We start from the raw sequence: 22,979 nt of genomic DNA, 5'->3' as shown, positions 1-22,979 counted from the left end.
CCTCACCGTGCAGGAGTCGACATAACATGGATACGCTGGATTTCGTCAAGGTCACCGAAGCCGCCGCGCTCGCGGCTTCGCGTTGGATGGGCAAGGGCGAGCGAAATCTTGCGGACGGCGCAGCCGTCGAAAAGATGCGGTTCGTGCTCAACGAGATGGACATCTCGGGTAGGATCGTCATCGGCGAGGGCGAGCGCGACGAAGCGCCCATGCTCTACATCGGCGAGCAACTCGGCCGGGGAGGTATGGAGGTCGACATCGCCGTCGACCCTGTAGAGGGCACGAATCTCGTCGCGAACGGCCTGCCTAACTCGATCGCGGTGCTCGCGGTCACGAGCAAGGGCGGTCTTTTGAACGCGCCGGACACCTACATGGATAAGCTTGCCGTTGGTCCGAGGGCGGCGCAATACGTGCACCTCGATGCGTCGGTCAAAGAAAATCTTCAACTCGTCGCTAACGCGATCGAACGGCCCATCACGGACGTCACGGTGGTCATCTTGGATAGGCCGCGCCACAAGGAGCTGATCGAGGAAGTGCGATCGGCCGGCGCTCGCATCAAGCTGATCTCCGACGGCGACGTCGACGCCGCGATCGCAACCGCGATCGACAGCACCGGCATCCACGTCTCGATGGGCACGGGCGGCGCGCCGGAAGGCGTGCTCGCGGCCGCGGCGCTGAAATGCCTGGGAGGCGGGTTCATGGGCCGTCTGAAATTCCGGAACGACGGCGAAGTGAAGCGGGCGAAGGAAATGGGCTTCGGCGAGATCGACCGCATTTTGTCGATGGATGATCTTGTGAAGACGAACGAAGTGACGTTCGTCGCGACGGGCATCACCGACGGTGACTTGTGCCGCGGTGTCCGTTTCTCCGGAAACGGCGCACGAACGCACTCGATCATTTTGAACAGTCATTCCGGCACGACGCGTTTCGTGGAGACGATCCATCACTTGCGGGCAGAACCGCTGCGAGGTCGCCCGCGCTGAACCTGATGGCCTTTCTCACCCCCGATGCGTTCGCGCAGCGGCTCGCAGACGTCGATATCGGGATGTTCGAGCGCTGGGGCGTCCGTGGTCTTGTCGTGGATCTCGACAACACGCTTGTGCCATGGAACTCGCGCGAGGTCACGCCTGACGGCGACGCCTGGTTGCGGTCGGTCCAAAAAGCCGGCATCAAAGTGTGCCTCTTGACGAACAACTATTCATCGGCGGCGCGAGCGATCGCGGATGATTTCGGCGTGAGCTCGATCGCCGGCGCCTTAAAACCGTCGCCGTGGGCTTTTCGCGGCGCATTGCGCGCGCTCGGGGTCACGGCGAAACAGGCGGCAGTCGTCGGCGATCAGATCTTCACGGACGTCCTGGGCGGCAAGCTGGTCGGCATGCGCGCGGTGCTCGTGAGGCCCTTGGGTGCGGCGGAATTCCCGACGACCAAAGTCATCCGACTTCTCGAACGTCCGCTGCTCGAAAGATTGCGCCGCAGCGGTCACGTCACGTGACGGCCGGTTCGCCCGCGCGATATGCGATCATCGGCGATCCCATCGTCCATTCGCTCTCTCCCGCGATGCAGACGGCTGCGTTCGCTGCGAGCGAATGGAACGCGACGTATAGCGCCCTGCGCACGGATATCGCTGGTTTGCCGGCGCTCATCTCCCGCTTCCGCCGCGAAGCATGGGCCGGATTCAACGCGACCACACCGCTCAAAGAAGCGCTGCTTCCTCTTGTCGACGAGCTCACGCCGGAGGCCAAACGCGTCGGAGGTGTCAACGTCGCGCGCCTCGATGGGGAACGCATCGTGGGCCACAACACGGACGGCTCCGGCATGCTCGATTCGCTCGCGGAGAACTGGCCCGGAACATTGCGAGGCGTCCGCGTCCTCGTGCTCGGCGCCGGGCCGGCAGCGCGCGCGATCGGCATCGCGCTCGCCGACGCCGGAGCGATCGTCGCGTGCTGGTCGCGGACGCTCGAACGCGCGCGCCTCGTTGGACCACAACCGTCGGGCCTCGCGTCGATCGTCGTCTCGGCGCTTCCGAGCGATGCGAACGTGCCGGATGAGATCCTCGCGCACATCGCGGGCGATGCGCTGATAGCGGATGCGAACTATCATGCCGCGCGATCGCCGGTCCCTTCGAACGTCGGAGCAACGCGCATTGACGGACTCGGCATGCTGCTGCATCAAGGGGCGCGTTCGTTCGAATGGTGGACAGGCTTGCCCGCGCCGCTCGCGGCGATGCGCGACGCGCTCGCGAACGCGTCGGGGAGGGCCGCACGTCCGCGCGCGGAAAGCACGTCGCGATGAAAGCCGTCATCCTGGCCGGCGGATTGGGCACGCGCATCAGCGAGGAGACGCAAGTCCGTCCGAAGCCGATGGTAGAGGTGGGCGGTCATCCGGTTCTCTGGCATATCATGAAGACGTATGCCGCGCACGGCGTCAATGATTTTGTGATATGTCTGGGATATCGCGGCTACGTCATAAAAGAATATTTCGCGAACTACGCGCTGCACAGTTCCGATGTGACCTTGGATATCAAGTCCGGACGCATGCAAGTCCACGAATCGCATGCGGAGCCGTGGTCGGTGACATTGGTGGAGACGGGCGACGCCACCGCCACGGGCGGCCGCCTCAAGCGCGTCGCGCCGTATGTGAAGGATGAAGAAGATTTCTGTTTCACGTACGGTGACGGCCTCAGCGACGTGAATGTCGGCGACTTGATCGCATTTCACCGCCGCTGCGGACTGCTCGCCACGGTGACCGCAGCGCAGCCTCCCGGACGCTTCGGGGTGCTGACGGTCACGCGCGACCGGATCTCCGCCTTTGCCGAAAAGCCGGCGGGCGAAGGCGGGCGGATCAACGGCGGCTATTTCGTGCTCTCACCGCGCGTCCTCGACCGCATCGGCGGCGACGCGACGGTCTGGGAGCGCGAGCCGATGGAGAGTCTTGCCGCCGAAGGCCAGCTCGCCGCATTCGTGCACGATGGTTTCTGGCAGCCTCTCGACACGCTGCGCGACAAGAATGCGCTGAATGAATTGTGGTCGTCGGGCCGGGCACCGTGGAAAGTGTGGCGCTGATAGCGGCGACCCAAGCGCGCGACTTCTGGCGCGGGCGGCGCGTCGTCGTCACGGGCCACACCGGGTTCAAAGGCGCGTGGCTTTCGTTCTGGCTGTGCCGCCTTGGGGCCGACGTCGCAGGCTTTGCGCTCGACCCGGAGCCGGGACCAAATGCGTTTCTGCTTTCAGGCCTCGCCACGTCCATGAACTCTTGCAGCGGCGATATCCGCGACGCAGCCGCGCTCGGTACCTGCATCGCCGCGCACCGGCCGACCGTGATCTTTCATCTAGCGGCCCAGGCGCTCGTCCGCGCGGGCATCGCCGACCCGGTAGGGACGTACGAGACGAATGCGATCGGCACGGCGAACGTCGTGCTTGCGGCCCGCGCGTGCGAGAGCGTCCGAGCAGTCGTCGTCGTGACGAGCGACAAGTGCTACGACTTGCACGCAGGCTCTCCGCGCCATGCGGAGGATGATCCGCTGGGCGGTGACGAGCCATATTCCGCGAGCAAGGCATGTGCGGATCACATCGCGGCGAGTCTGTGCGCGACGCCGCGCGACGGATCGGACGGCGCGGCGCGCATCGCGATCGCGCGCGCTGGAAACGTCATCGGGGGCGGCGACTGGTCGGCGGACCGGCTCGTGCCTGATGCGATCGCGGCGTTCACCGCAGGCGTACCGCTCGAACTTCGCTACCCCGCTGCGATACGGCCCTGGCAGTTCGTGCTGGATCCGCTTGCGGCATACATCGACATCGCGCGCAGGCTTTTCGCGGATGACGGCGCAGCGATCGCCCGCGCCTGGAATCTCGGGCCGCCTCCGGATCACGAGCGACCGGTCCAGTGGGTGGCCGAGGCACTGGCGGAAGCGTGGGGCGCCGGCGCGACGTGGCATCAAGCCGCGGGCGCGCATCCGGTCGAGGCGAACACATTGCGGCTCGACAGCACGGCGGCTGCGCGAGTGCTCGGCTGGCGATCGCGCGTGGACCTTGCAGCGGCCATCCGGCGCTCGGTCGCGTGGTACCGGGCGCAGCTCGGCGGCGCGGACGTGGCGACATTGATGGGCGACGAGATCGAGCGCTTCGAGGCGGCGGTCGCGTGAGCGCTGCTGTGTGCCGCTCGTGCGGCGGCCCGCTGCGACTCGCGCTCGATCTCGGGATGTCACCCCCTTCGAACGCCTTCGTCGATCCAAAGAGCGAGAAAGACGAACAGTTCTTTCCGCTTCGGCTCCACGTCTGCCGCGAATGCTGGCTCGTGCAGCTCGAACAATTCCAGTCGGCGCGCGAGATCTTCGCCGACGATTACGCATATTTCTCATCGTATTCGACATCGTGGCTCGAGCACGTCGAACGCTTCGCGGCCGGTGCCGTCGAGCGGTTCGGGCTTTCAGCCGAATCGCGCATCGTCGAGGTGGCGAGCAACGATGGGTACCTGCTCGAATGTTTCGCCCGCCGTGGGCTCGACGTGGTCGGTATCGAACCCGCGCGCGATGTCGCGATGGCCGCCGTCGCAAAGGGCATTCCGACGCGCGTCGCCTTTCTCGGCGCGCAGACAGGTCGGTCGCTTGCCGCATCTGGGTGCGCCGCCGATCTCTTGATCGCGAACAACGTTCTGGCGCATGTTCCCGACCTGAACGATTTCGCGGCCGGTCTTCGAGAATTGCTCAAGCCTGGCGGAACGCTGACGCTCGAATTCCCGCACCTGTTGCAGCTGCTCGCGCGCGGTGAGATCGACACGATCTATCACGAGCATTTTTCGTACTTCTCACTGACGACCGCGTCCCTTGTGTTCGAACGTCACCAGATGCGCGTCGTCGACGTGGAGGAATTGCCGACGCACGGCGGATCGCTGCGGCTATACGTCCGTCATGTCGCCGAAGCGCAGCCTTCGCCGGATGTGGCACGCATTCGCGCGATCGAGGACGCCGCCGGATTGCAGACCTGGCAGCCGTACGCGGATTTGGCGAAGACGGCCGAAACGGTCAAGAGCGGACTGAATGAGTTCTTGCGCGGCGCCGCGGCTCGCGAAGAGAGCGTCGCGGGTTACGGCGCACCGGCAAAAGCCACAACACTCCTCAATTATTGCGGCATTCACGCCGATTTGTTACCGTATACGGTGGATCGGAATCCCCACAAGCAAGGCCGATTGATCCCCGGCGTGCGCATACCGATCGATTCGCCGGACCGCATCCTGCATGCAAGGCCGAAATATGTGTTGATCCTTCCTTGGAACCTCAAAGACGAAGTGATGGAGCAACTCGCGGGCATCCGGGCATGGCACGGCCGTTTCGTCGTGCCCATACCGAGACTGACCGTCGAACCGTGAACGGTCAAACGCCGATCGTCGTGTGGGGAACGAAGGGGCAAGCGAAGGTGCTCGCGGAGTTTCTCGAGACATCCGGGTATCGCGCCGCGGCGTTTTTCGACAACGATCCACATGCCATCTCGCCGCTCGGCGAGGTGCCGGTCCACATCGGCGCTTCAGGCTTCGATCGCTGGCTTCGTGCGGGAGACCGGACGTCGGTCTCGTTCGCCGTGGCGATCGGCGGCGATCGCGGACGCGAACGCCTCGAGCTGCACGAACTGCTGGCGTCCGGCGGACTCACGCCTGCGACGCTCGTCCATCCGACCGCGTTCGTCGCGAGCGATGCGGCGGTTGGAGCGGGCTCGCAGATCCTCGTACGCGCCTGCGTCTGCACGCGGGCGAAGCTCGGCGTGGCATGCATCGTCAATACTGCCGCGACGGTCGACCACGAGTGTGAACTCGCCGACGGCGTACACATCGGACCGGGAGCAACGCTGGCGGGCTGCGTGCGGGTGGGTAGAGCGGCATTCATCGGCGCGGGTGCGGTCGTGCTGCCGCGTATCAACATCGGCGCGGACGCAGTCGTGGGCGCGGGCGCCGTGGTGACGCGTGACGTCGAGTCAGGCTGGGTGGTCGCCGGCGTGCCGGCAGTGCGCACCACACATGCCGCGCAGAGCGGAGCCTAAGCGTGAGCACCGACGAAGGCAGGCCGTCCTCTCCGCAGGGCGTTGAGGCAATGGCGGCGGATCGCGAATTGCGCGCCGCCGCGACGGATTTCTTCCTTCGGTCGTGCGAGCACCGCTATTCGTACAATTTCACGTGGCTCGGCCGCCCGATCATCCAGTACCCACAAGACATCGTCGCGCTGCAAGAGATCGTCTGGCGGACGAAGCCCGAGGTGATCGTAGAAACGGGCATCGCGCACGGCGGCAGCGCCGTGCTCTTCGCGTCGCTCCTGCAGCTTCTCGGCGGCGACGGACGAGTGGTCGCGGTCGACATCGACATCCGCGCGCATAACCGGGCGGCGATCGAATCGCACCCGCTCGCCGCGAGGATCTCGCTCATCGAGGGTTCATCGGTGGATGAGAGGATCGCGCAGCGCGTGCGCGCCGCAACGGCCGGCGCGCACAACGTGATGGTTGTGCTGGACTCCAATCACACGCACGCGCACGTGCGCGCGGAACTAGCGCTCTATTCTCCGCTCGTGCGAAAAGGCGGATACCTGGTCGTGATGGACACGGTCGTCGAACACATGGCGGCGGATTCATTTCCCGACCGACCGTGGGGGAAGGGCGACAATCCGATGACTGCGGTGCGCGAATTTCTCGCGCTCAATCCGCGCTTTGAGATCGACCGCGAGATCGACGACAAGCTGCTCGTGAGCGTAGCGCCCGGCGGCTATCTGCGTTGTGTGGCGGACTGACGTGCACGAGGAACGCGTTCCGGTCTTTGCGCCGCACATCGGGGTGGACACGCTGAAGCACCTCACCGACGCGCTCGACGTCGGCTGGTTGGGTATGGGCGCGACGACCAAAGAATTCGAAGAGCGCATCGCGGCATTTCTCGGGCTCGAACAACGCTACGTGGTCGCGGTGAACACGGGCACATCTGCTTTTCACATCGCGCTCCGCGCGGCGGGGATCGGCCCGGGCGACGAGGTCATCACGCCATCCTTCAATTACGTCGCCGATCATCAGGCCGTCCGCGCGTCCGGTGCGGAGGTCGTCATGTGCGATATCCGTGACGGCGATCTCGGCATGGATTGCGAGAAAGCGGCCGCGCTCATCACGCCGCGCACCAAGGCGTTGATCCCATTGCACTTCGCGGGCATCGCCTGCGATCGAGCGGGCGTATACCGGCTCGCCAAATCCCGGGGTTTGCGGGTCATCGAGGATGCGTGTCACGCGTTCGGAACAGAAATCTCAGGCACGCGGATCGGCGCCGACGGCGACGTCGCCGTCTTCAGCTTCGATCCGGTCAAAGTGGTCACGTCCATCGACGGAGGCTGTGTCGTCGTCGGCGACGCCGGCGAGCGCGAACGGCTGCAGCGCCTCCGCCTGCTGGGCGTGGACAAAGACACGACCGAGCGCTACCGGAACCGGCGCGCGTGGGAATATGACGTCGTCAGCGAAGGCTACCGCTACCACCTGACCAACATCCTGGCGAGTGTCGGTGTTTCGCAGATCAAGCGCGCCGACGAGTTCATCGCATCTCGCCAAGTCGTCTGCCGCGAGTACAACGCCGCCTTCACGAGACTCTCGTGGGCGCGCATTCCCGCATCCGACTTCGCCGGCGTTTCACCCTTCATCTATAGTCTGCGCGTGCTGTCGGGAAAGCGCTCCGCATTCATCGAGCACCTACGCAGCCGGGGCGTGGACGCTGGGATCCATTTCGTTCCCGTGCACAAGCATAGCGCGTTCGCGGGCGCGAGGCGCGGAGACATGACCGTGACAGACCGCGTCGTAGAAGAAGTAGTCACCCTGCCGCTGCATTCGAACATGCGGCGCGATCGGGTCGATCGCGTCATCGATGCCGTCGTTTCGTTCGCCTGACAGATGGCTTCGCTCTCGGTCATCGTGCCGACATATCGACGGCCTTCGCTGCTGCGGCGGGCGGTGGCGAGCGCGCTTGGACAGACATATCGCGATCTCGTCGTGATCGTGTTCGACAACGCGTCGGGCGACGAGACGGAATCCGTCGTGGCGGCATTCGCCTCGCGCGACGCGCGCGTGCGATACGTCTGCCGCGACCGGAATGTCGGCGGCCCCGCGAACTTCGCCCGAGCGTTGGACGAAATCACGACGCCGTACTTCGCTTTTCTTTCCGACGATGATGCTCTATTTCCGCGCTGCTACGAGACGTGTTTCCGCGGATTCGCCGCCGCCCCCGACGCGCTCATGTCGGCGGCGTCGACGCTGGAAATGGATGCGAGCGGCAGCGTCCGGTTCGCACCGCTCGGGCTTTGGCCGCGCGACGGCGTCTACCGGCCGCCGGAGTCTATTCTTCGCATGCTCGACAACCGGCATCCAACGTGGACGTCGGTCGTATTCAAGCGAGACGCGCTGTCGCTGGTGGGCGGTCTCGATCTCGAGGTGGGACCGCCGAGCGACTTGGACTTCGAACTGCGTATCGCGGCGCGCTTCCCAGTCGTGATCGATCGGACGCCGAGCGCCGTGTTCTCCGCGCATGCAGCGTCCAACACCGCGCGGCAAGACGCTGCTGTCGCCGACGGCATGCTGTTGATCGCGAACAAGCTCGCTGCCGACGTCCGCATCCCGGCGCCGATCCGCGCGGCGGTCGGCCCGCGCCTCGCGCGGCAGATCCGCTGGAAGCTCTTCGAGGTCTGCGTGAAAGCGCTGGTGCGCGGAGATGATTCGGTCGCTCGCGAGGCGTTGGCGCGACTGCGCGGCCGCGGCGATGGCGGTGTGCTCCGTCTAATCTGCGGTCTGCTTGTGGCCGCATGCCGCAACGTTCCGGGCGTGCGTGCGCTGCTCAGATCGGCCGAACGCGCGCGTCTTGCGGCCCGAGCCCGAAGGGCCGCCGCGACGCTTGCCGGCCGCGATCTTCAGAGCGACCTTCGATGGCTGGATTCCATTGCGGGCGGACCAGAGGCAAAAACACAAGCCTGACCGAACGCGCAAGCCCTTAACGTCAAAATCTGGGCCCGGGGGGATTTCCTTGATGCAACGTCTTGCTTTGTTCACGACTGCGTGCCTCGCAGCAGTTGTCGCTGCCGCGGTCGCCGGCTGCGGCGGGAGTTCGTCTTCGTCGTCTTCGTCTTCGAGCTCGGCCGCGCCGATTGCAGCTGCCACGACGATGGCGACGACCGGAGCGCAGGCGCCGATGTCAGCGCAGGCCGCGCCGATACCTGCCAACCTGACTTGCAAGGACGCGATTGTCTGGGTCAACACCAAACGACATACGTACCACGAGGCGGGCGACCCGTATTACGGCCGGACCAAGAGCGGTCAGTATATGTGCCTGTCGGACGCGATCGCCGCAGGTGACCATGCGTCCGGATCGCACCACACCCACATGGGCAACACGGCGCCAAGCGACATGGCTACGGCGGCCGCTACTCCCTAAGCACTCTGCTCGGAATGTGAGGAGTCGTCGCTATGGAGTTTCTGACTAATCTGGTGCACACCGCCGCTTGGGTGTTCGGGATCGTGTTCGTCTTCGCGCTCATCGGTCTCATCGCCACCATTCGTTGGCTGATCGGACTGTTCACCGGAGCGGAGCAAGCTGTGTCGTCCGGTGTGGAGAGCGTCGAGCGCGGAATCGAACGCCGTTGAAAGAGCAAAGAAGCATGTGCGAATCGATGAATATTCCTCGCGCGCTTATCGTCGCTGCGGTGTCTCTCGGCGTAGCCTGCGTCATGGGCTGCTCCGGGCGTCCAGGCGGCCAGAGTAATTCCGGAGGTCCCGCAGCGGGTTCGAACGCCGCCGTGCCGGCCACGGTGACGAACCCGACGGACTTTCCGCTCGCCGCCGACGATAAGATCCTCGATGCAAAACCGTTCAACCAGACGATTTCATCGCAGAGCGGCACCCTTTTCACGCAAGGCGCGGGCACATATGCCGGTCATTCTGTGATCGCGCAAAGTTCGGGGTCGCTCGCCGACGCCAAGTCGTGGCTCGCCAAACTCGAGCAGTCGCCGCCGGCCGGATACTCCTACGTCCAGTCGGCCGCTCGTCAGTCGTCGACGGAGGCTGCGGGCAAATTCGGCGTGACGTACGCCGTTTTTAGGAACGGAGCGAAGGGCGCCGTCGTGGCGGTGATCGATCCGAAGCAGGCACACGACAAGCTGCAGATCGTCCTGGCAGCCGTGGACAAGTACAAGATGCTTCCCGCCGAGCTGCGGACTTCGATCGATGAGCAGGTCAAAGCGAAGCTCGGCGTTTCGGTCACCGAAGCGCTGGATCCAAGCGCGCCCATCGGCATGACGGTCGAAGCTCTGCGGACGATCAATGGAAGTGACAATCCCGCGATAGTCGAGGTCGACGCCACAAAGCAATAGCCGCCGAGGCCATCTCCGGCATCACCGGCGATGTCTGCGCCGGGGACGCGGCGGATCATCGGCTGACCAAATTCCGCCGCTCGAATTCGGCCGCTCTCGCGGCCTCAAACGCCCCGGCAATCGACATCGCCCGTGATGCCGCTGTGACGACGCGCCGGCCGTTAGGGTCGTAATATTCGGGGTTTGTCAGCGGGCGCCGGCGGCGGCGTGATCGGCATCGCCGTCGCGGACGAGCTGCTTGGTCGACGCGACGGGTTTCCAGCCGCCGTTGGCGGCGGCGTTGAGGCGCCCGTACCCGATCGATGCGCGGAAGCGGCAATACGCCTCGAGCATCGCGGCGCCGGCGAGCCAATGCAGCCGGCGGCGATCGCTGCGTCCGGATGCGAGCGCGGCACGCAGCAAAGGTCCGGTGCGCAACGTGGAGACCGGCAGATGATGTTTGCGCTGGATCTGCATGTTGTAGGCGATCCAGCGCGTCCGCTGCGCGATGAAATCGACGAGCGTTTCCGGCCCGCGATTTCGAACGATGGCATCGGGCGCGTAGCGCACCTCGAATCCCACCGAGCGGACACCGTGTTCGATCTGCACTTCATCCGCGGGAGTCTCAGGGTTCAACCCTCGGAAGACGTTGCGGAATGCGATCAACTCACCCATCTTCGGCTGATGCAGCGATATCTCGTGGTGGAGGCGCCACATGAGATTGACCGTGAAACCCAAAAAGTCGTCGTGCGAATTCAGCGGCACGGGGTGGCTGCCGACCATGCCCACGCGATCGTCTTCGAAGGGAGCCGTCAGGGCCTCGAGGGTCTGGGGTTCGTAGAGCAGATCGGCTGCAGAGACGATCAAGATCGGTTCGGGCGCATGCGAGAAGAAGGTGTTGATGGCGCGGACTTTGCCGCCGCGCGCTTTTTCGGCGATGAGTTCCACGATCGGATGTGACGCGGCATAGCGCTCGACGATGGCGCACGTGTCATCCGTGCAGCCGCTGGCTATGACGACAACGCGGTTGATGCGGTCGATCGCGGTCTGGGCGAGAATGCTGTCGAGCAGCGGTCCGATGTTCGCGGCTTCATTGTATGCCATGATGCCGATGGCAAGCGGGCGGTTCATCAGCGCGAGCGTATCCTGCTGTCGTGGGACTTGAGTGCGTGTGCGTTCATATCCATTATCGGCATTTATGCGTCAGGTGAGGATTCGCCGCGCGGGAAGGCAGCGTACAGGACCCGCGGGACGACCGTTCTCTGAAAGCGGCAGCGGAATCACGAGGAACCATCCGAAGATAGGTATGTGAGCGCAGCTGCGGCCATGTTGGACACGGCGCCATTTTGGATGCGCCTTGCAGCCGGGCTTGGCGCGGGCGCCGCCACCTCGGGCGCTGCCCTGGGTTTCGGCGAGTTGGCGCGTTCAGCGATCTTCGGCTCCGCTGCGCGGCCGTTCGGACTCGCGCTCCGGGGAGCGGCCGGCTACGCTGTCCTGGGCTCTGCGGTCGCCATCCTCGGGCTCGTCCATGCCATCACGCCGGTCAGTCTCGGTGCGCTCATCGCCCTAGGGCTGGCCGCTCTCGCGTTTCTATGGCGTCGTGCTGTGAGCGTGCCGCAGCACGGCGATCCCGCGACGGCCCGGGGTTGGCTCGATCGGCTCGCTTGGACCGTGACAGGCTTCGCATGGCTCACTGCGGCCGTGGCGGCGGCGCTGCCGACCGTCGACTGGGACCCGCTTGCGTATCACCTCCCAATCGCCGCGGCTGCGCTTCGATCGGGATATATCGCATTCGATCCCGGCATCGCGCAGTCCGCATTTCCGCTACTGGCCGAGTCGGCCGCGCTCCCGGCATATTGGCTCGGCGGCTCCGCGGGCGCGGCTTTTTCTACGCTCTTCGCCGGCATCATGCTTGCGTTGATCTCGGGTGCGGTCGCCGAGCGCGTGCGGCAAGGTTCGGGGCCGCTCGTGTGCGCGCTGGTCTCGTCGTCCGCGGTCTGGCTGTGGTTGGCGCCGGCGCCCTACGTCGACGTGCCGTATGCGATGTTCGCCGTCGCGGCGCTTGGTATTGCGCTTTATGCAGAGCCGATCGATGTGCAGTCGGCGTTGGCCGCGGGAGCATTCGCGGGCGCAAGCGCGGCGGTCAAATATCCAGGACTTGCCGTCGTCGGCATCGTGTTCGTCGTGATCGCATACCGCGCGGATATCACACTTCGGTGGAGAGCGCTCAGTATTGGATTCGCCGCGGCGTTCGTCGTATGCGCGGGATGGTACCTCAGGGCTTGGACGCTTGCGGGCGATCCGCTCTATCCATTCTTGACGCAATTCAGCGCCAGTGAGAGCGCGCGCGACTTTGCGACGCTCTACGTCTCGATGACGCGCGATTGGTGCGGAAGCTCGCCGACCATAAGCGATTTCTTCGCGTTGCCATGGCGCCTGCTCACCCAGCCGCAGCTTTTCTGCGGCGATCCTGGTTACGCGCTCCGGCTTGCAAGCGTTCTCGTCGTGGCCGCGTTCTTCGTGCGAAGCGGGCGCCCCATCGCAGTGATCACGGCTGTGTTGTCGACGATCTGGTTCTGGACGAGCCGCCAGTGGCGCTTTCTCGTTCCCGCCGTCGCGACGTACGCGATCGCAGCCGCAGCGGGCCTCGATGCAGTTGCCGCCCGACAGCGCCGTCCGATCACAGCTCTGCTCTTGTGCGTGTCGTTCGGCGGCGTTGCCCTCGATTGGCTGCCGAAAGGCGGCGGCGACGCATCCAACAGCATCGCCCCGGCGTTCGCGTACCTGACCGGCGGCGCGAGCGGATCCGATTACCTTGCGGCGCGTCTCGAGTTCTACGCGGCCGATACATGGGCGATCGCACATCTCCAAAGCGGCGAGCGCATCGCCGCGCTTGATGACGTACGGAACTACTATCTCGGCGGCGCTGCCGTCGGCTGCAACCCCTACTATCAACAGCGATGCGCGATCGACTGGTCGACGGCTCCCGCGCATCGCTACGATCGGCTTCGCGATCTCGGCGTCACGCTTCTCATCGTGAACGAGAACGCCGCGTATGTGCGTAGAACACCGGTGGGCGTCGATTGGGCCGTGCTCAACGCCGACGAACGGGCGGGCTTTTTGCAGCGAGCGTTCGCTGCGAACGACGTGATCGTCTACGGTTTTCCGCACCGCAGGGCGTCATCGTCATGAAACGCGCGATCCCTCTTGCGGCTGCGCTCGTCGCGATCGCCGCGCTCGGCGGGTGGGCAGCGGGGTATGCAGCCGGCCGCACGGTTTATTTTTACGACGCGATCGCCCATGCTGATTATCTCGCGGCCTATCGGTTGCCGATTCACGTCGTGCAGCAAGCCTTTCCCGGCTGGAACGTCGTGTTCTGCGTCTGGGGCGTGCTCGCGGCGCTGGCCGCCGTGGGCGCGGCTTTTTCGCGATCGCTGTCGCACGTCGGCCGGCGGGCACTGGCGGTTCTTCTCGCCGTGCAAGCGCTGACGGCGTTTGCGCTTATCTTTTTTCCGATCGTGCAGGCGGGGGACGTCTACGCATACGTCATCTACGGCCGCCTCTACGGACATTTCGGTGCAAACCCGTATCAGATCTCTCATCCGCTGTCCGCCGCAGATCCGATCTTCGGTCCTATACTTCCCTTCTTGAGCGCGACGCCGTTCGGCGATCCCTACGGGCCGCTGTGGACGATCATCGCGGGTTTCGTCGGCAAGATCGACGCAAGCGCAGGACTCGGTCTTATCGTGTATGCCTATCGCGGACTCGGCGCCGCGGCGCTGCTCGTCGCCACCTCGGCGGTCGCGTATACGTACCGGTTCTTCGGCAAAGCGCAGGCTGCGACGCGCGCGGCCGCGTTCGGCCTGCACCCTCTTGCGCTCTACGAATCGGTCGTCGGCGCGCACAACGACATGCTCATGCTCGCGCCGGCATTGTGGGCGTTTGCGATCGCGGACAGCTTGCCGTTCGCGGCGGCGCTTCTCGCCGGTGCGTCGATCGCGATAAAGCTGCCGGCAATACTCGGGCTACCATTTCTCTTGCGCAGGATCGCGTACAGACACGGCGCTGCGTGGATCGCCAGCTTGTTCATAGCATGCGCGGTGCCGTGGCTGTGCGGCCGCGCGTTTCCGTCGGCGACGGCGGGCAACGCCGCGATGTTGGGCAGCGCGTTTTCGATGTCGGTAGATTGGCTTGCGAACATCCCGATCTTCACGTTTGGCATAGGGTCGGGCCCTGCTTTTCCGTGGCTGCAATCGTTGCCATATTTCGGCACCGCTTCGTGGCCGCGACTCATCCAGGTCTGTGTGTTAGCAGCGTTTGCCGTCATCGCGTGTTCCGGTGTGATCCGTTTCGTCTGGCGGCCGCGACCCGGCGAGATCTGGCGGACCATCACCGCGTTTTTGTGGTCGCTATCGTCCATGCATCCCTGGTACGGCCAGTGGCTCTTGCCCGCCGTCGCCGGCGGAGGGCGCTGGGCGACGTATGCGTGGTGGTACGGAGCGTTGCTGGCCGGCATCTACGCGCTTGACGGCGTTGCGATGACCGCGTCGGCGCCGTGGGTCCCCGTCACGCTGTGCCTTGCGTTTCTTATCGTGCCTGTGATCGTCGCGCGATCGCAGCCTAGGACCGCGCCGGGTTCTGCCGGATGACGAAGCCGCGCGCCGTCCTGCTCATCGCGGCTGCGGTGGGCGCCGCGTTCGCCGGATCGGCTCTCGTACGTCACCTCGCCGCGCTTTCAGTGCCGGCGCCGGCGAGCGGTTTCGCAGCATACTACTTGCGCGGACTTGCGCAGCCGATCCCCGTCGTGCAGTTCGCAGCGTCGTGGTCCGTGCTCATCGCCGTCTGGCTCACGATCGCCGTCGTCTCGGCCGCCGGGTTCGGACTAGTGACGTCCGGCGGCGCACGATCCCGATGCGGTCCTGTCATCGCGGGCTTCGTCTGCGCCGGCCTCGCGCTGTCGGCGTTCTCGATCTTGCAGGCATTCGATGCGTACTATTACGTCGCGTACGGGCGGCTGTATGGCGTGTTCGGTATCGATCCGTACGCCCTTACGACCGCGGTCCACGTCAACGACGCGACGCTCTCCGCACTCTACGCCGTCCTCCACAATCCGCCGTTCGGCGATCCCTACGGGCCGGGGTTCACGCTTCTGGCGGGGCTGCTCGCGCGAGCGGAATCAAATACCGGGCTCGTATTTCAGTTGTGGAGCTGGCGGCTCGTCGGCGTGCTCTCGGCACTCGCCATCATACTCGCGTTGCGACGAATGCTCAAGAACGTGCCCGATGGAGAAAGGGCACGACGGCTCGCCGCATTTGCGTTCAACCCGGTCGTGCTGTACGAGAGCGCCGTCGGCGCACACAACGACGTGCTCATGATCGCCCCGGCGGTGTGGGCATTTGCGCTCGTGGACGACTTTCCGCTGATCGCCGGCATTCTCGCCGGCGCGTCGATCGCGTTGAAATACGTCGCGATCATCGCATTGCCGTTTCTCGTCATACGCGCATGGAAGAAGAACGTATTCGGCGCTATCCTGCTCGGCTGCCTCGCGCTCGTCGTGCCGGCTTTGTGCGCGCAGGCATTCCACCTCGGCCGCTCGGCGGCTGCGAGCGACGCCGCGATCGGTAGTTCGCTGCTGATGTCGTTGAACTGGTTGCTCGCTCTGCCGTTCCTGCGGAGCGGAGCGGGAAGCGCGCCGATCGCAAGCGGATTCGGGCCGTTCCCGTTTATCGGCGACGTCACATGGCCGCGCTTGATCCAACTTGCGCTCTTCGCCGCGGTCGCGATCGTCCTCGTCGCATCGGTGGTCCGATATGCGAAGCGGCAGAGCGTCGCGGACATCGTGCGGCCGATCGCGGCGCTCGTCCTCGCGATGCCGGCGCTCCATCCGTGGTACGTGGTCTGGCTCGCGCCGGCGTGCGCCGCTCGAGGAAGTTGGGCCGTTTACGCCGCCTGGTTTGGGTCTTTGGCCCTTTTGGGCTACGCGCACGAAGGTGTCATACCATCACCGCTCAACGAAGGTCTCTTCGTCGCGGCAGCGTTCGCCCTGGTGGCGGCGCCCATCGTGGCCGCCCAGTGGCGGGGCGCCAGGGTTGCCGACGTAACGGCGCGGACGTGAAGTGCCGATAGACTACTAGAGCGGCGACCCCGGTCTCATACTTATTCCGCGGGACGACATCTCGGAGCGAGTTGATACGATGGCCACGAACGTCACCGATCTCCTGGGCCTTCGCATGGATGAATTGATGCGCGTGACCATCGAACGCGGCGCGTCGGATCTTCACATGTGCGTCGGGCTTCCCCCGATGCTGCGCATAGACGGCAGGCTGACGCCGACGGAATTTCCGAAGCTCACGCCGGATGAGATGAAGAAACTCATCTACAGCATTTTGACGGACAACCAGAAGGAACGATTCGAGAAGAATCTCGAGCTCGATTTCTCCCACGGCCTCAAAGGTTTTGGCCGCTTCCGTATCAACGCGTTCAAGCAACGCGGTGTGATCGGCACCGTGCTGCGCGCGATCCCTTCCACGGTTCCTCCGCTTGCCAGTCTGAATCTACCGCCCGTGATGGCCGACCTGGTCGCAAGACCGCACGGCTTGATACTCGTCACCGGTCCGACCGGCTCAGGCAAGTCGACCGCGCTGGCCTCGATGGTGGACGTGATCAACCAGACCATGGCACGCCACATCCTGACCATGGAAGACCCGATCGAGTATCTGCACTATCACAAGATGTCCATGGTGAACCAGCGCGAGATCGGACACGACTCCTACAGCTTCGGAAACGCTTTGCGGGCGGCGCTTCGCGAAGACCCGGATGTGGTGCTGGTCGGTGAAATGCGAGACATGGACACGATCGCGACCACGCTGACCATCGCCGAGACGGGTCACCTCGTCTTCGCGACCCTGCACACGTCCGATGCAGCGCAGACAATCGATCGCATCGTCGACGTCTTCCCCGCCCACCAACAACAGCAGATCCGCGTGCAGCTGGCGTCGGTCATCGAAGCCGTCATCTGCTTGCGCCTGCTGCCTCATGCCTCGGGAGTCGGGCGCGTGCCCGCGGCCGAAGTCATGATCGCGACGCCGGCGATCCGGAACCTGATCCGTGAGAACAAGACGCACCAGATCCACAACGCCATCGTCACGAGCCGCATCATGCACATGCAGACCTTCGACATGTCGCTGCGCGACCTCGTGCGCAAACACATGATCACATCGGAAGAGGCGCTGAACGCCTCAATGCACCCCGAGGAGCTGCGCAAGCTCATCGAGGGAGTGTAAGGAGACACTTCATGCAACTGTCACTGCTCTGGCTGCTCATCCTCGTATTGATCCTCGTGGTCGGCGAGCACACGCAACTCTGATCCTGGAGAGATAGCATTCATGCCTAGTTTCGCATATCAGGCGAAAGACGCGTCCGGTAAGACCGTCAACGGCGTCATAGAAGCCGAGAACGAGCGCGTTCTCCGGACGAAGCTCCGCGAGATGAACTACTACGTGACCGGCATCACGCAGAAGGGCGGCGGGGTTCTCAACTCCGACCTCGGCGCGATCTTCGGACGTTTCAAAGGCGTGGGGGAACAATCGCTCGTCGTGTTCTCGCGACAGTTCGCCACGATGATCAACGCAGGTCTTGCGATGGTCCGCTGTCTCGACGTCCTCAGCGTTCAGACGGAAGACGCGCAGCTCAAGCCGATTCTCATCGCGATCCGTCGCGATGTCGAAGGCGGCGCGACGCTTGCGAACGCGCTTGGAAAATATCCGCGCACGTTCTCACCGCTGTTCGTGAACATGGTGCGCGCGGGCGAGCTCGGCGGTATTCTCGACGACGTGCTGAACCGTCTGGCCGGCTTCCTTGAGAAGGACTTCAACCTGAAGAAGAAGGTGAAGTCCGCCATGACATACCCCATCGTCATCCTCGTGATGGCGGTGCTGATCGTCCTCTTCCTCGTCACGTTCATCTTGCCGACATTCGTCGCGATGTTCGAGTCGATGCAGATGAAGCTGCCGTTGCCGACGCAGATCCTCATAACGTTCACCAAAGGCGTGCGCAACCCGGTGGTGGACGTCATCGCGCTGACCGTGCTCATCGTGGGCTTCATTCTCTTCAACCGCTATGTCGCGACGCCGGTCGGGCGCCGACAATTCGACGCGTTCAAGCTCAAGCTGCCGGTGTTCGGCATGCTCATCCGCAAAGTCGCGATCTCGCGTTTCTGCCGGACGCTCGGCACCCTGCTGCAATCCGGCGTGCCGATCATGCAGGCTCTGGAGATCGTCGGCAAGGCCTCCGGCAACGAAGTGGTCGCCGAGACGGTCTCAAAAGTGCGCGACTCCGTGCGCGAAGGTGAGTCGATCGCGGTTCCGCTGCAGCTCTCGGGTCTGTTCCCGCCGCTCGTCACGCAGATGGTCTCGGTCGGTGAAGAGACCGGAAACCTCGACGGCATGCTTGCGAAGATCGCGGACTTCTACGACACTGAAGTTGACTACATGCTCGCCGCGCTGACGCAGCTGCTCGAGCCGTTGATGATCTTGGGCATGGGCTTTGTCGTGGGCTTCATCGTCATCTCTATCTTCCTGCCCCTGTATCAGATCATCGGAAACATCCACTAGGGGTGTCGGTCGCCATGAGGCCTGCGCAGACGAGCGAGGCGGGGGCGGCGGAGTTCGAGACGTACCGGCAGACCCGGTCGATCGAAAGCCGCGACGCCCTCGTCCTGCTTCATGCGCCGCTCGTCACCTCGATCGCGGCGCACTACGGCCGCGGGCTCGTCGATCGCGACGACCTCGAACAAGTCGGCTACGTCGGCCTGATCAAAGCTGTCGAACGCTTCGACGTTTCGCTCGGCGTACCGTTCGAGGCCTACGCGCGCATGGTCATCGGCGGCGAGATCTCGCATTACGTGCGCGACGTGGTGCCGCGCATGCGCGTGCCCCGCTGGTATGGCACGTTGAATCGCCGTCTGCACGAATCCCACGGCCGGCTGACGTCGCGGCTGATGCGCGAGCCGACGGTGTTCGAACTCGCGGCGGATATGAACGTGACGCCGGACGGCGTGAATGAGATCCTCAAGCTGCGCGACACGTACAATCTGCTCTCGCTTTCCGAAACTCCGTCCGACCAGACGCCGCAGATCGATCGCATCCGCAGCCAGCGCTACACCACGTTTTCGCTGCCGGTGGAAGACAGGATCATTCTCGACCGCGCTCTCGAGCGGCTCGCGGAATTCGAGCAGCGGGTCGTGCAGCTTTTCTTCTTCCAGGACCTGACGCAGACGGAGATCGCACGCAGGCTCGGCTTCTCGCAAAAACACATCTCGCGCACGATCGGCAATGTGTTGAAGAAGCTGCGGCACGAGATAACCTGACGAGAGCGATGACCCACACGTCGCGCTACGCGGAGTACGCGTGGCTCGGGCTGTGCATCGCGATCGGCGCGCTCGCGCGGCTCTGGCACGTGACCGATCAGAGCCCTTTTCTCGATGAGGCGTTCTCGCTGCGCATCGGAGCCGAGCCGATCGGGCAGCTCTTGCGCGATACCGCGACGCTCGACGTTCAGCCGCCGGGGTTCTATCTGCTGGCCCACGCCATCTTCAGCGTCGCCCATTGGCCGCTCTGGCAATACCGGCTCCTGACGGCGCCGCTCGGCGTCGTGACGATCGCCGCCACGTGGGCGATCGGACGCAGATTCGGCGTCGCAGCGGCTCTCGTCGGCGCACTCGTCGTCGCGCTCATGCCCGGGATGATCATATGGGACCGGCTGTTCCGCATGTACTCGCTGTGGACAGCCTTGACCGCGGTTTCGTGGTGGCTCCTGATAAGAGCCGATGAAGCGAGCACTGCGAGACCTGCGCTCTGGCGCTTCGCCGCATATGCATCGACGGCGGTCGCGCTGCCGTACGTCCACTATCTCGGTGCGATCACGCTGATAACCCAAGCGGCTTTCGCAGCCGCAAAGCCCGCGCTGCGCTGGCCGGTCTTCGCCGCGTGCGGCGCAGCGGCGATAGCGTTCGCGCCTTGGTTTGCGTTCGCGCACACCCAATTCGCCGCCGGCGCTACCGGCTTTGCTCAGGCGCCATGGTGGGATGCTCCGTTCGAACTCTTCGCCTTGGGCACGCCCGTGACGTGGACGGTGTCGGACGTGCTTCCCCAATGCATCGCGGTTGCATTCATCGCAGCCATCGCCGCGGGGGCGTACGCCGTGCGACGCACGGCGATCGTCTTTTGGTTGGCGGGCATCGTCCTGCAGGCCGCCGCGGGGGCGCTCGCCCACAAAGATCTGCTGGTATCGCGCTATCTGTTCGCACTGGCACCAGCCATGGCGATCGCGATCGGCGCGTGCGTGCAGGCCGTTCTGGCACGGCGAGCGGCGGCGGCATCCATCGCAGGCGCGGCGCTTCTCGTGACGGTTGAGAGCATCGGCGCGCAAAACGTCGTGCTGGATCCGTACTATCAATTCACGGATTGGTTCAGCGTCAACGCGACTATTCGTGCGCACGTGGCGCCGGGCGACGCGTTCGTCTTCGTGCAAGCCTACCCGATCGTCGTCGTCAAGACGTTCTCTGCGTTCGCGGGTCACGCGCTCGCGGGACCAAATGTTCCAGGCGACCTGCCCGCTACGCTCCGCTGGATCGGCGAGCAGCGCTTGCGCAGGGTGTGGTACGTGGAGAATCAGCCGGACTTTGCAGATCCCGGCCTCGCCGTGCGACGGTCTCTTCGGCAACGGCGGCAACTGATCGGGGTCTGGGTCGAGCCGAAGGCCTATGCCGCGAACAGCGTCGACATCGAGCTCTATGGAGCGCAGCGATGATACGGGCGCGTGCGTCAAGCTCATTAATCGCCTACGGCGGCCTCGGTCTCGGTCTCGCGATCGGCGCCGTCGCGCTCTTTTGGAATCTGACGAAGAGCAGCCTCTACATCGACGAAGCGTTCAGCTTGCATATCGCGTCGTATCCGCTGCCGGCGATGCTGCAGCTCATCGTGCACAACGATGCTCACCCGCCGCTCTTTTATCTGTTCTCACACTACTTGATCATGCTGGTCCACGTGCCGGCCGAACGCTACCGCCTTTTCACGGCTCCGTGCGGGCTTATCACGATCGTCGCGACATGGGCGATTGCGCGCCGGATTTTGGGTGACGCCGGAGCGGCGGTTGCGGCGCTGTTGACGGCTGCGGCACCCGGCCTCTTGGATGCCGACCGCGTGTATCGGATGTACGCGCCGCTTGCGATGCTCAGCATGCTCTCGTGGTGGTCCTTGCTTTGCGCGCTCGATGAAGGCAGGCGCCGACCGGCCATCGTGTGGAGCATGTATGCGGTGTGCGCCGTCGCGTTGCCGTACGTCCATTATCTCGGCGCGCTGACGGTCGCGGCGCAATGCTGTTACGCCGCCGTCGATGCGCGTCGCCGTTGGCCGGTCCTTGCGGCAGGCGGTCTTGCGGTCGCAGCATTCGTACCATGGATCGCCGCTGTCGGCATTCAGTACGCTCACGGCGGACTCGCGGCCGGGCCAGACTTCGATCTTCGGCTCGCTCCGGTAGAGTCGGTGCTCGCCGGCATTCCGCTCGCGTGGATGGGTCAGGCATCATTCGTCGTGGGCGCCGACGTCGTGATTCTCGCGGTGCTCGTGATCGGGGCCTGGCTGGCGCGCAGCACGCCGCTGCCGTTCATGCTCATGGCGCTTGCGCTCCAGATCTTGCTGACGGCGGTGCTGCATAAGCCGCTGCTGTTTCCGCGTTACCTGCATGAATACGTACCCGTTTTCGCGCTCTGCGCAGCCGCCGTGATCGCCGCTCTCGCTGCGACGCGCGCCCGGGTCGCAGCTGTCGCGCTCGCCGCCATCGTCTTGACGACGTTTGCGATCTGCGACGCCGACATGATCCTCGATCCGCTCTACCAGCGAACGGACTGGTATCTCGTCAACAACCACGTCGCGACGCTCGAGCGGCGGACCGACGCGATGCTGTTCGTGCAGGGTTTCCCGGTTCTCGTCGTGGGGACGTATCCGGCGTTTGCGGCACACGATCAGGCCGCGCCGGCATCTGCGCAGATGCTGCCCGACGCGCGCGCATGGATAATCGCTCACACACATGATCGCATATGGTATGTCGAGAATCAGTATTGGTACGCGGATCCAGCGCGGGTGCTCTTGCGGGACCTCGCGCGGGACCGGCGAGTTCTCGATCGGTGGGCCGAACCTCGGGCCGACGCGGCCGATGCGGTGACCGTGATCCTGTTCGATTCTGTCTCGCCCCGCGAACCGTCGGGCAACCGTGAGCAAGGTCACGGCCGTCCCTAGTCTAGGCCTTTCGATACCTGGGCATTTAGAGTGTGGATGGGAGTGCGCCGGCGGCACGGCGCGCTCGTTACCATAAGGTTCTTTGGCACGGACGCCGATACCCGAGATGGTACCATTATGCGCCTCCGACATTGGGCGCGACAGACTCATCGTCATAGGAAATCGAAAGGATTCTCTCACGTGAAAAGACTCCAAAAAGGCTTCACCCTGATCGAGTTGATGATCGTCATCGCGATCATCGCGATCTTGGCAGCCATCCTGATCCCGAACTTCATCCATGCGCGCGCCGAATCGCAGACCGCGGCGTGCGAAGGCAACGAGAAGCAGATCGCAACGGCGAT

22 protein-coding genes are annotated in these 22,979 nt (G+C 64.4%); 21 read left to right on the top strand and 1 reads right to left on the bottom strand.

What is annotated here, in order from left to right; genetic code table 11:
• The first annotated feature begins 26 nt into the window (after positions 1-26).
• The 13 genes from glpX to VKT51_07675 are packed head-to-tail and all read left to right on the top strand — an operon-like array spanning position 27 to position 10,363.
• The gene (gene glpX / locus VKT51_07735; GenBank protein ID HLJ84043.1) at positions 27-983 is read left to right on the top strand and encodes a class II fructose-bisphosphatase; all 957 of its coding nucleotides are present in this window, start codon (positions 27-29) and stop codon (positions 981-983) included.
• 5 nt (positions 984-988) lie between these two features.
• Positions 989-1,492 carry a YqeG family HAD IIIA-type phosphatase gene (locus VKT51_07730; GenBank protein HLJ84042.1) on the top strand — a complete coding sequence of 168 codons (504 nt, stop codon included), beginning with the start codon at positions 989-991 and terminating at the stop codon, positions 1,490-1,492.
• The gene (locus tag VKT51_07725) at positions 1,489-2,292 is read left to right on the top strand and encodes a shikimate dehydrogenase (protein HLJ84041.1); all 804 of its coding nucleotides are present in this window, start codon (positions 1,489-1,491) and stop codon (positions 2,290-2,292) included. Before VKT51_07730 ends, VKT51_07725 begins: the two co-directional genes overlap by 4 nt.
• Entirely contained in the window at positions 2,289-3,062 is a 774-nt protein-coding gene (rfbF, locus tag VKT51_07720) for a glucose-1-phosphate cytidylyltransferase (GenBank protein ID HLJ84040.1), read from the top strand. Before VKT51_07725 ends, rfbF begins: the two co-directional genes overlap by 4 nt.
• Positions 3,053-4,141: a CDP-glucose 4,6-dehydratase gene (rfbG, locus tag VKT51_07715; protein ID HLJ84039.1), complete on the top strand. Its 1,089-nt coding sequence runs from the start codon at positions 3,053-3,055 to the stop codon at positions 4,139-4,141. The genes rfbF and rfbG overlap by 10 nt, the downstream gene beginning before the upstream one ends.
• A complete protein-coding gene (locus VKT51_07710) occupies positions 4,138-5,364 on the top strand; it encodes a class I SAM-dependent methyltransferase (GenBank protein ID HLJ84038.1) in 1,227 nt (408 codons plus the stop codon). The genes rfbG and VKT51_07710 overlap by 4 nt, the downstream gene beginning before the upstream one ends.
• On the top strand, positions 5,361-6,029 hold the full coding sequence (locus tag VKT51_07705; protein HLJ84037.1) for an acetyltransferase: 669 nt from the start codon (positions 5,361-5,363) through the stop codon (positions 6,027-6,029). Before VKT51_07710 ends, VKT51_07705 begins: the two co-directional genes overlap by 4 nt.
• Positions 6,030-6,031: 2 nt before the next feature.
• The gene (locus VKT51_07700) at positions 6,032-6,766 is read left to right on the top strand and encodes a cephalosporin hydroxylase family protein (protein ID HLJ84036.1); all 735 of its coding nucleotides are present in this window, start codon (positions 6,032-6,034) and stop codon (positions 6,764-6,766) included.
• A 1-nt stretch (position 6,767) separates the two neighbouring features.
• Complete coding sequence (locus tag VKT51_07695; protein ID HLJ84035.1) at positions 6,768-7,895, top strand: DegT/DnrJ/EryC1/StrS family aminotransferase; 1,128 nt, start codon at positions 6,768-6,770, stop codon at positions 7,893-7,895.
• 3 nt (positions 7,896-7,898) lie between these two features.
• Entirely contained in the window at positions 7,899-8,972 is a 1,074-nt protein-coding gene (locus VKT51_07690; GenBank protein ID HLJ84034.1) for a glycosyltransferase family 2 protein, read from the top strand.
• 52 nt (positions 8,973-9,024) lie between these two features.
• Positions 9,025-9,429 (top strand): hypothetical protein, encoded by a 405-nt coding sequence (locus VKT51_07685; protein ID HLJ84033.1) that lies wholly within the window; start codon positions 9,025-9,027, stop codon positions 9,427-9,429.
• Between the two features lie 32 nt (positions 9,430-9,461).
• The gene (locus tag VKT51_07680; protein HLJ84032.1) at positions 9,462-9,638 is read left to right on the top strand and encodes a hypothetical protein; all 177 of its coding nucleotides are present in this window, start codon (positions 9,462-9,464) and stop codon (positions 9,636-9,638) included.
• Between the two features lie 26 nt (positions 9,639-9,664).
• On the top strand, positions 9,665-10,363 hold the full coding sequence (locus VKT51_07675) for a hypothetical protein (GenBank protein HLJ84031.1): 699 nt from the start codon (positions 9,665-9,667) through the stop codon (positions 10,361-10,363).
• A gap of 186 nt (positions 10,364-10,549) precedes the next feature.
• Here VKT51_07675 and VKT51_07670 read toward each other — a convergent pair whose 3' ends face one another.
• Positions 10,550-11,473 carry a glycosyltransferase gene (locus VKT51_07670; GenBank protein ID HLJ84030.1) on the bottom strand — a complete coding sequence of 308 codons (924 nt, stop codon included), beginning with the start codon at positions 11,471-11,473 and terminating at the stop codon, positions 10,550-10,552.
• 177 nt (positions 11,474-11,650) lie between these two features.
• Here VKT51_07670 and VKT51_07665 point away from each other — a divergent pair, with 177 nt between their 5' ends.
• The 8 genes from VKT51_07665 to VKT51_07630 all read left to right on the top strand — a co-directional run bounded on the left by VKT51_07665 (position 11,651) and on the right by VKT51_07630 (position 22,638).
• Positions 11,651-13,534, top strand: coding sequence for a hypothetical protein (locus VKT51_07665; GenBank protein ID HLJ84029.1), 1,884 nt, complete (start codon positions 11,651-11,653; stop codon positions 13,532-13,534).
• Positions 13,531-14,991: a hypothetical protein gene (locus VKT51_07660; GenBank protein ID HLJ84028.1), complete on the top strand. Its 1,461-nt coding sequence runs from the start codon at positions 13,531-13,533 to the stop codon at positions 14,989-14,991. Before VKT51_07665 ends, VKT51_07660 begins: the two co-directional genes overlap by 4 nt.
• Positions 14,988-16,457: a glycosyltransferase 87 family protein gene (locus VKT51_07655; GenBank protein ID HLJ84027.1), complete on the top strand. Its 1,470-nt coding sequence runs from the start codon at positions 14,988-14,990 to the stop codon at positions 16,455-16,457. The genes VKT51_07660 and VKT51_07655 overlap by 4 nt, the downstream gene beginning before the upstream one ends.
• Before the next feature lie 79 nt (positions 16,458-16,536).
• Positions 16,537-17,625 (top strand): type IV pilus twitching motility protein PilT, encoded by a 1,089-nt coding sequence (locus VKT51_07650; protein HLJ84026.1) that lies wholly within the window; start codon positions 16,537-16,539, stop codon positions 17,623-17,625.
• 102 nt (positions 17,626-17,727) lie between these two features.
• Positions 17,728-18,954: a type II secretion system F family protein gene (locus VKT51_07645; GenBank protein ID HLJ84025.1), complete on the top strand. Its 1,227-nt coding sequence runs from the start codon at positions 17,728-17,730 to the stop codon at positions 18,952-18,954.
• A gap of 2 nt (positions 18,955-18,956) precedes the next feature.
• Positions 18,957-19,709: a sigma-70 family RNA polymerase sigma factor gene (locus VKT51_07640; GenBank protein HLJ84024.1), complete on the top strand. Its 753-nt coding sequence runs from the start codon at positions 18,957-18,959 to the stop codon at positions 19,707-19,709.
• Between the two features lie 8 nt (positions 19,710-19,717).
• Positions 19,718-21,151, top strand: a complete 1,434-nt coding sequence (locus VKT51_07635) for a glycosyltransferase family 39 protein (GenBank protein HLJ84023.1) — start codon at positions 19,718-19,720, stop codon at positions 21,149-21,151.
• Entirely contained in the window at positions 21,148-22,638 is a 1,491-nt protein-coding gene (locus VKT51_07630; protein HLJ84022.1) for a glycosyltransferase family 39 protein, read from the top strand. The genes VKT51_07635 and VKT51_07630 overlap by 4 nt, the downstream gene beginning before the upstream one ends.
• The last annotated feature ends 341 nt before the right edge of the window (positions 22,639-22,979 follow it).

Source organism: Candidatus Eremiobacteraceae bacterium (assembly GCA_035295225.1).
GTDB lineage: Bacteria > Vulcanimicrobiota > Vulcanimicrobiia > Eremiobacterales > Eremiobacteraceae > JABCYQ01.
The sequence above is the reverse complement of the archived record's forward strand: the minus strand, read 5'-3'. Positions and strand labels throughout refer to the sequence as shown.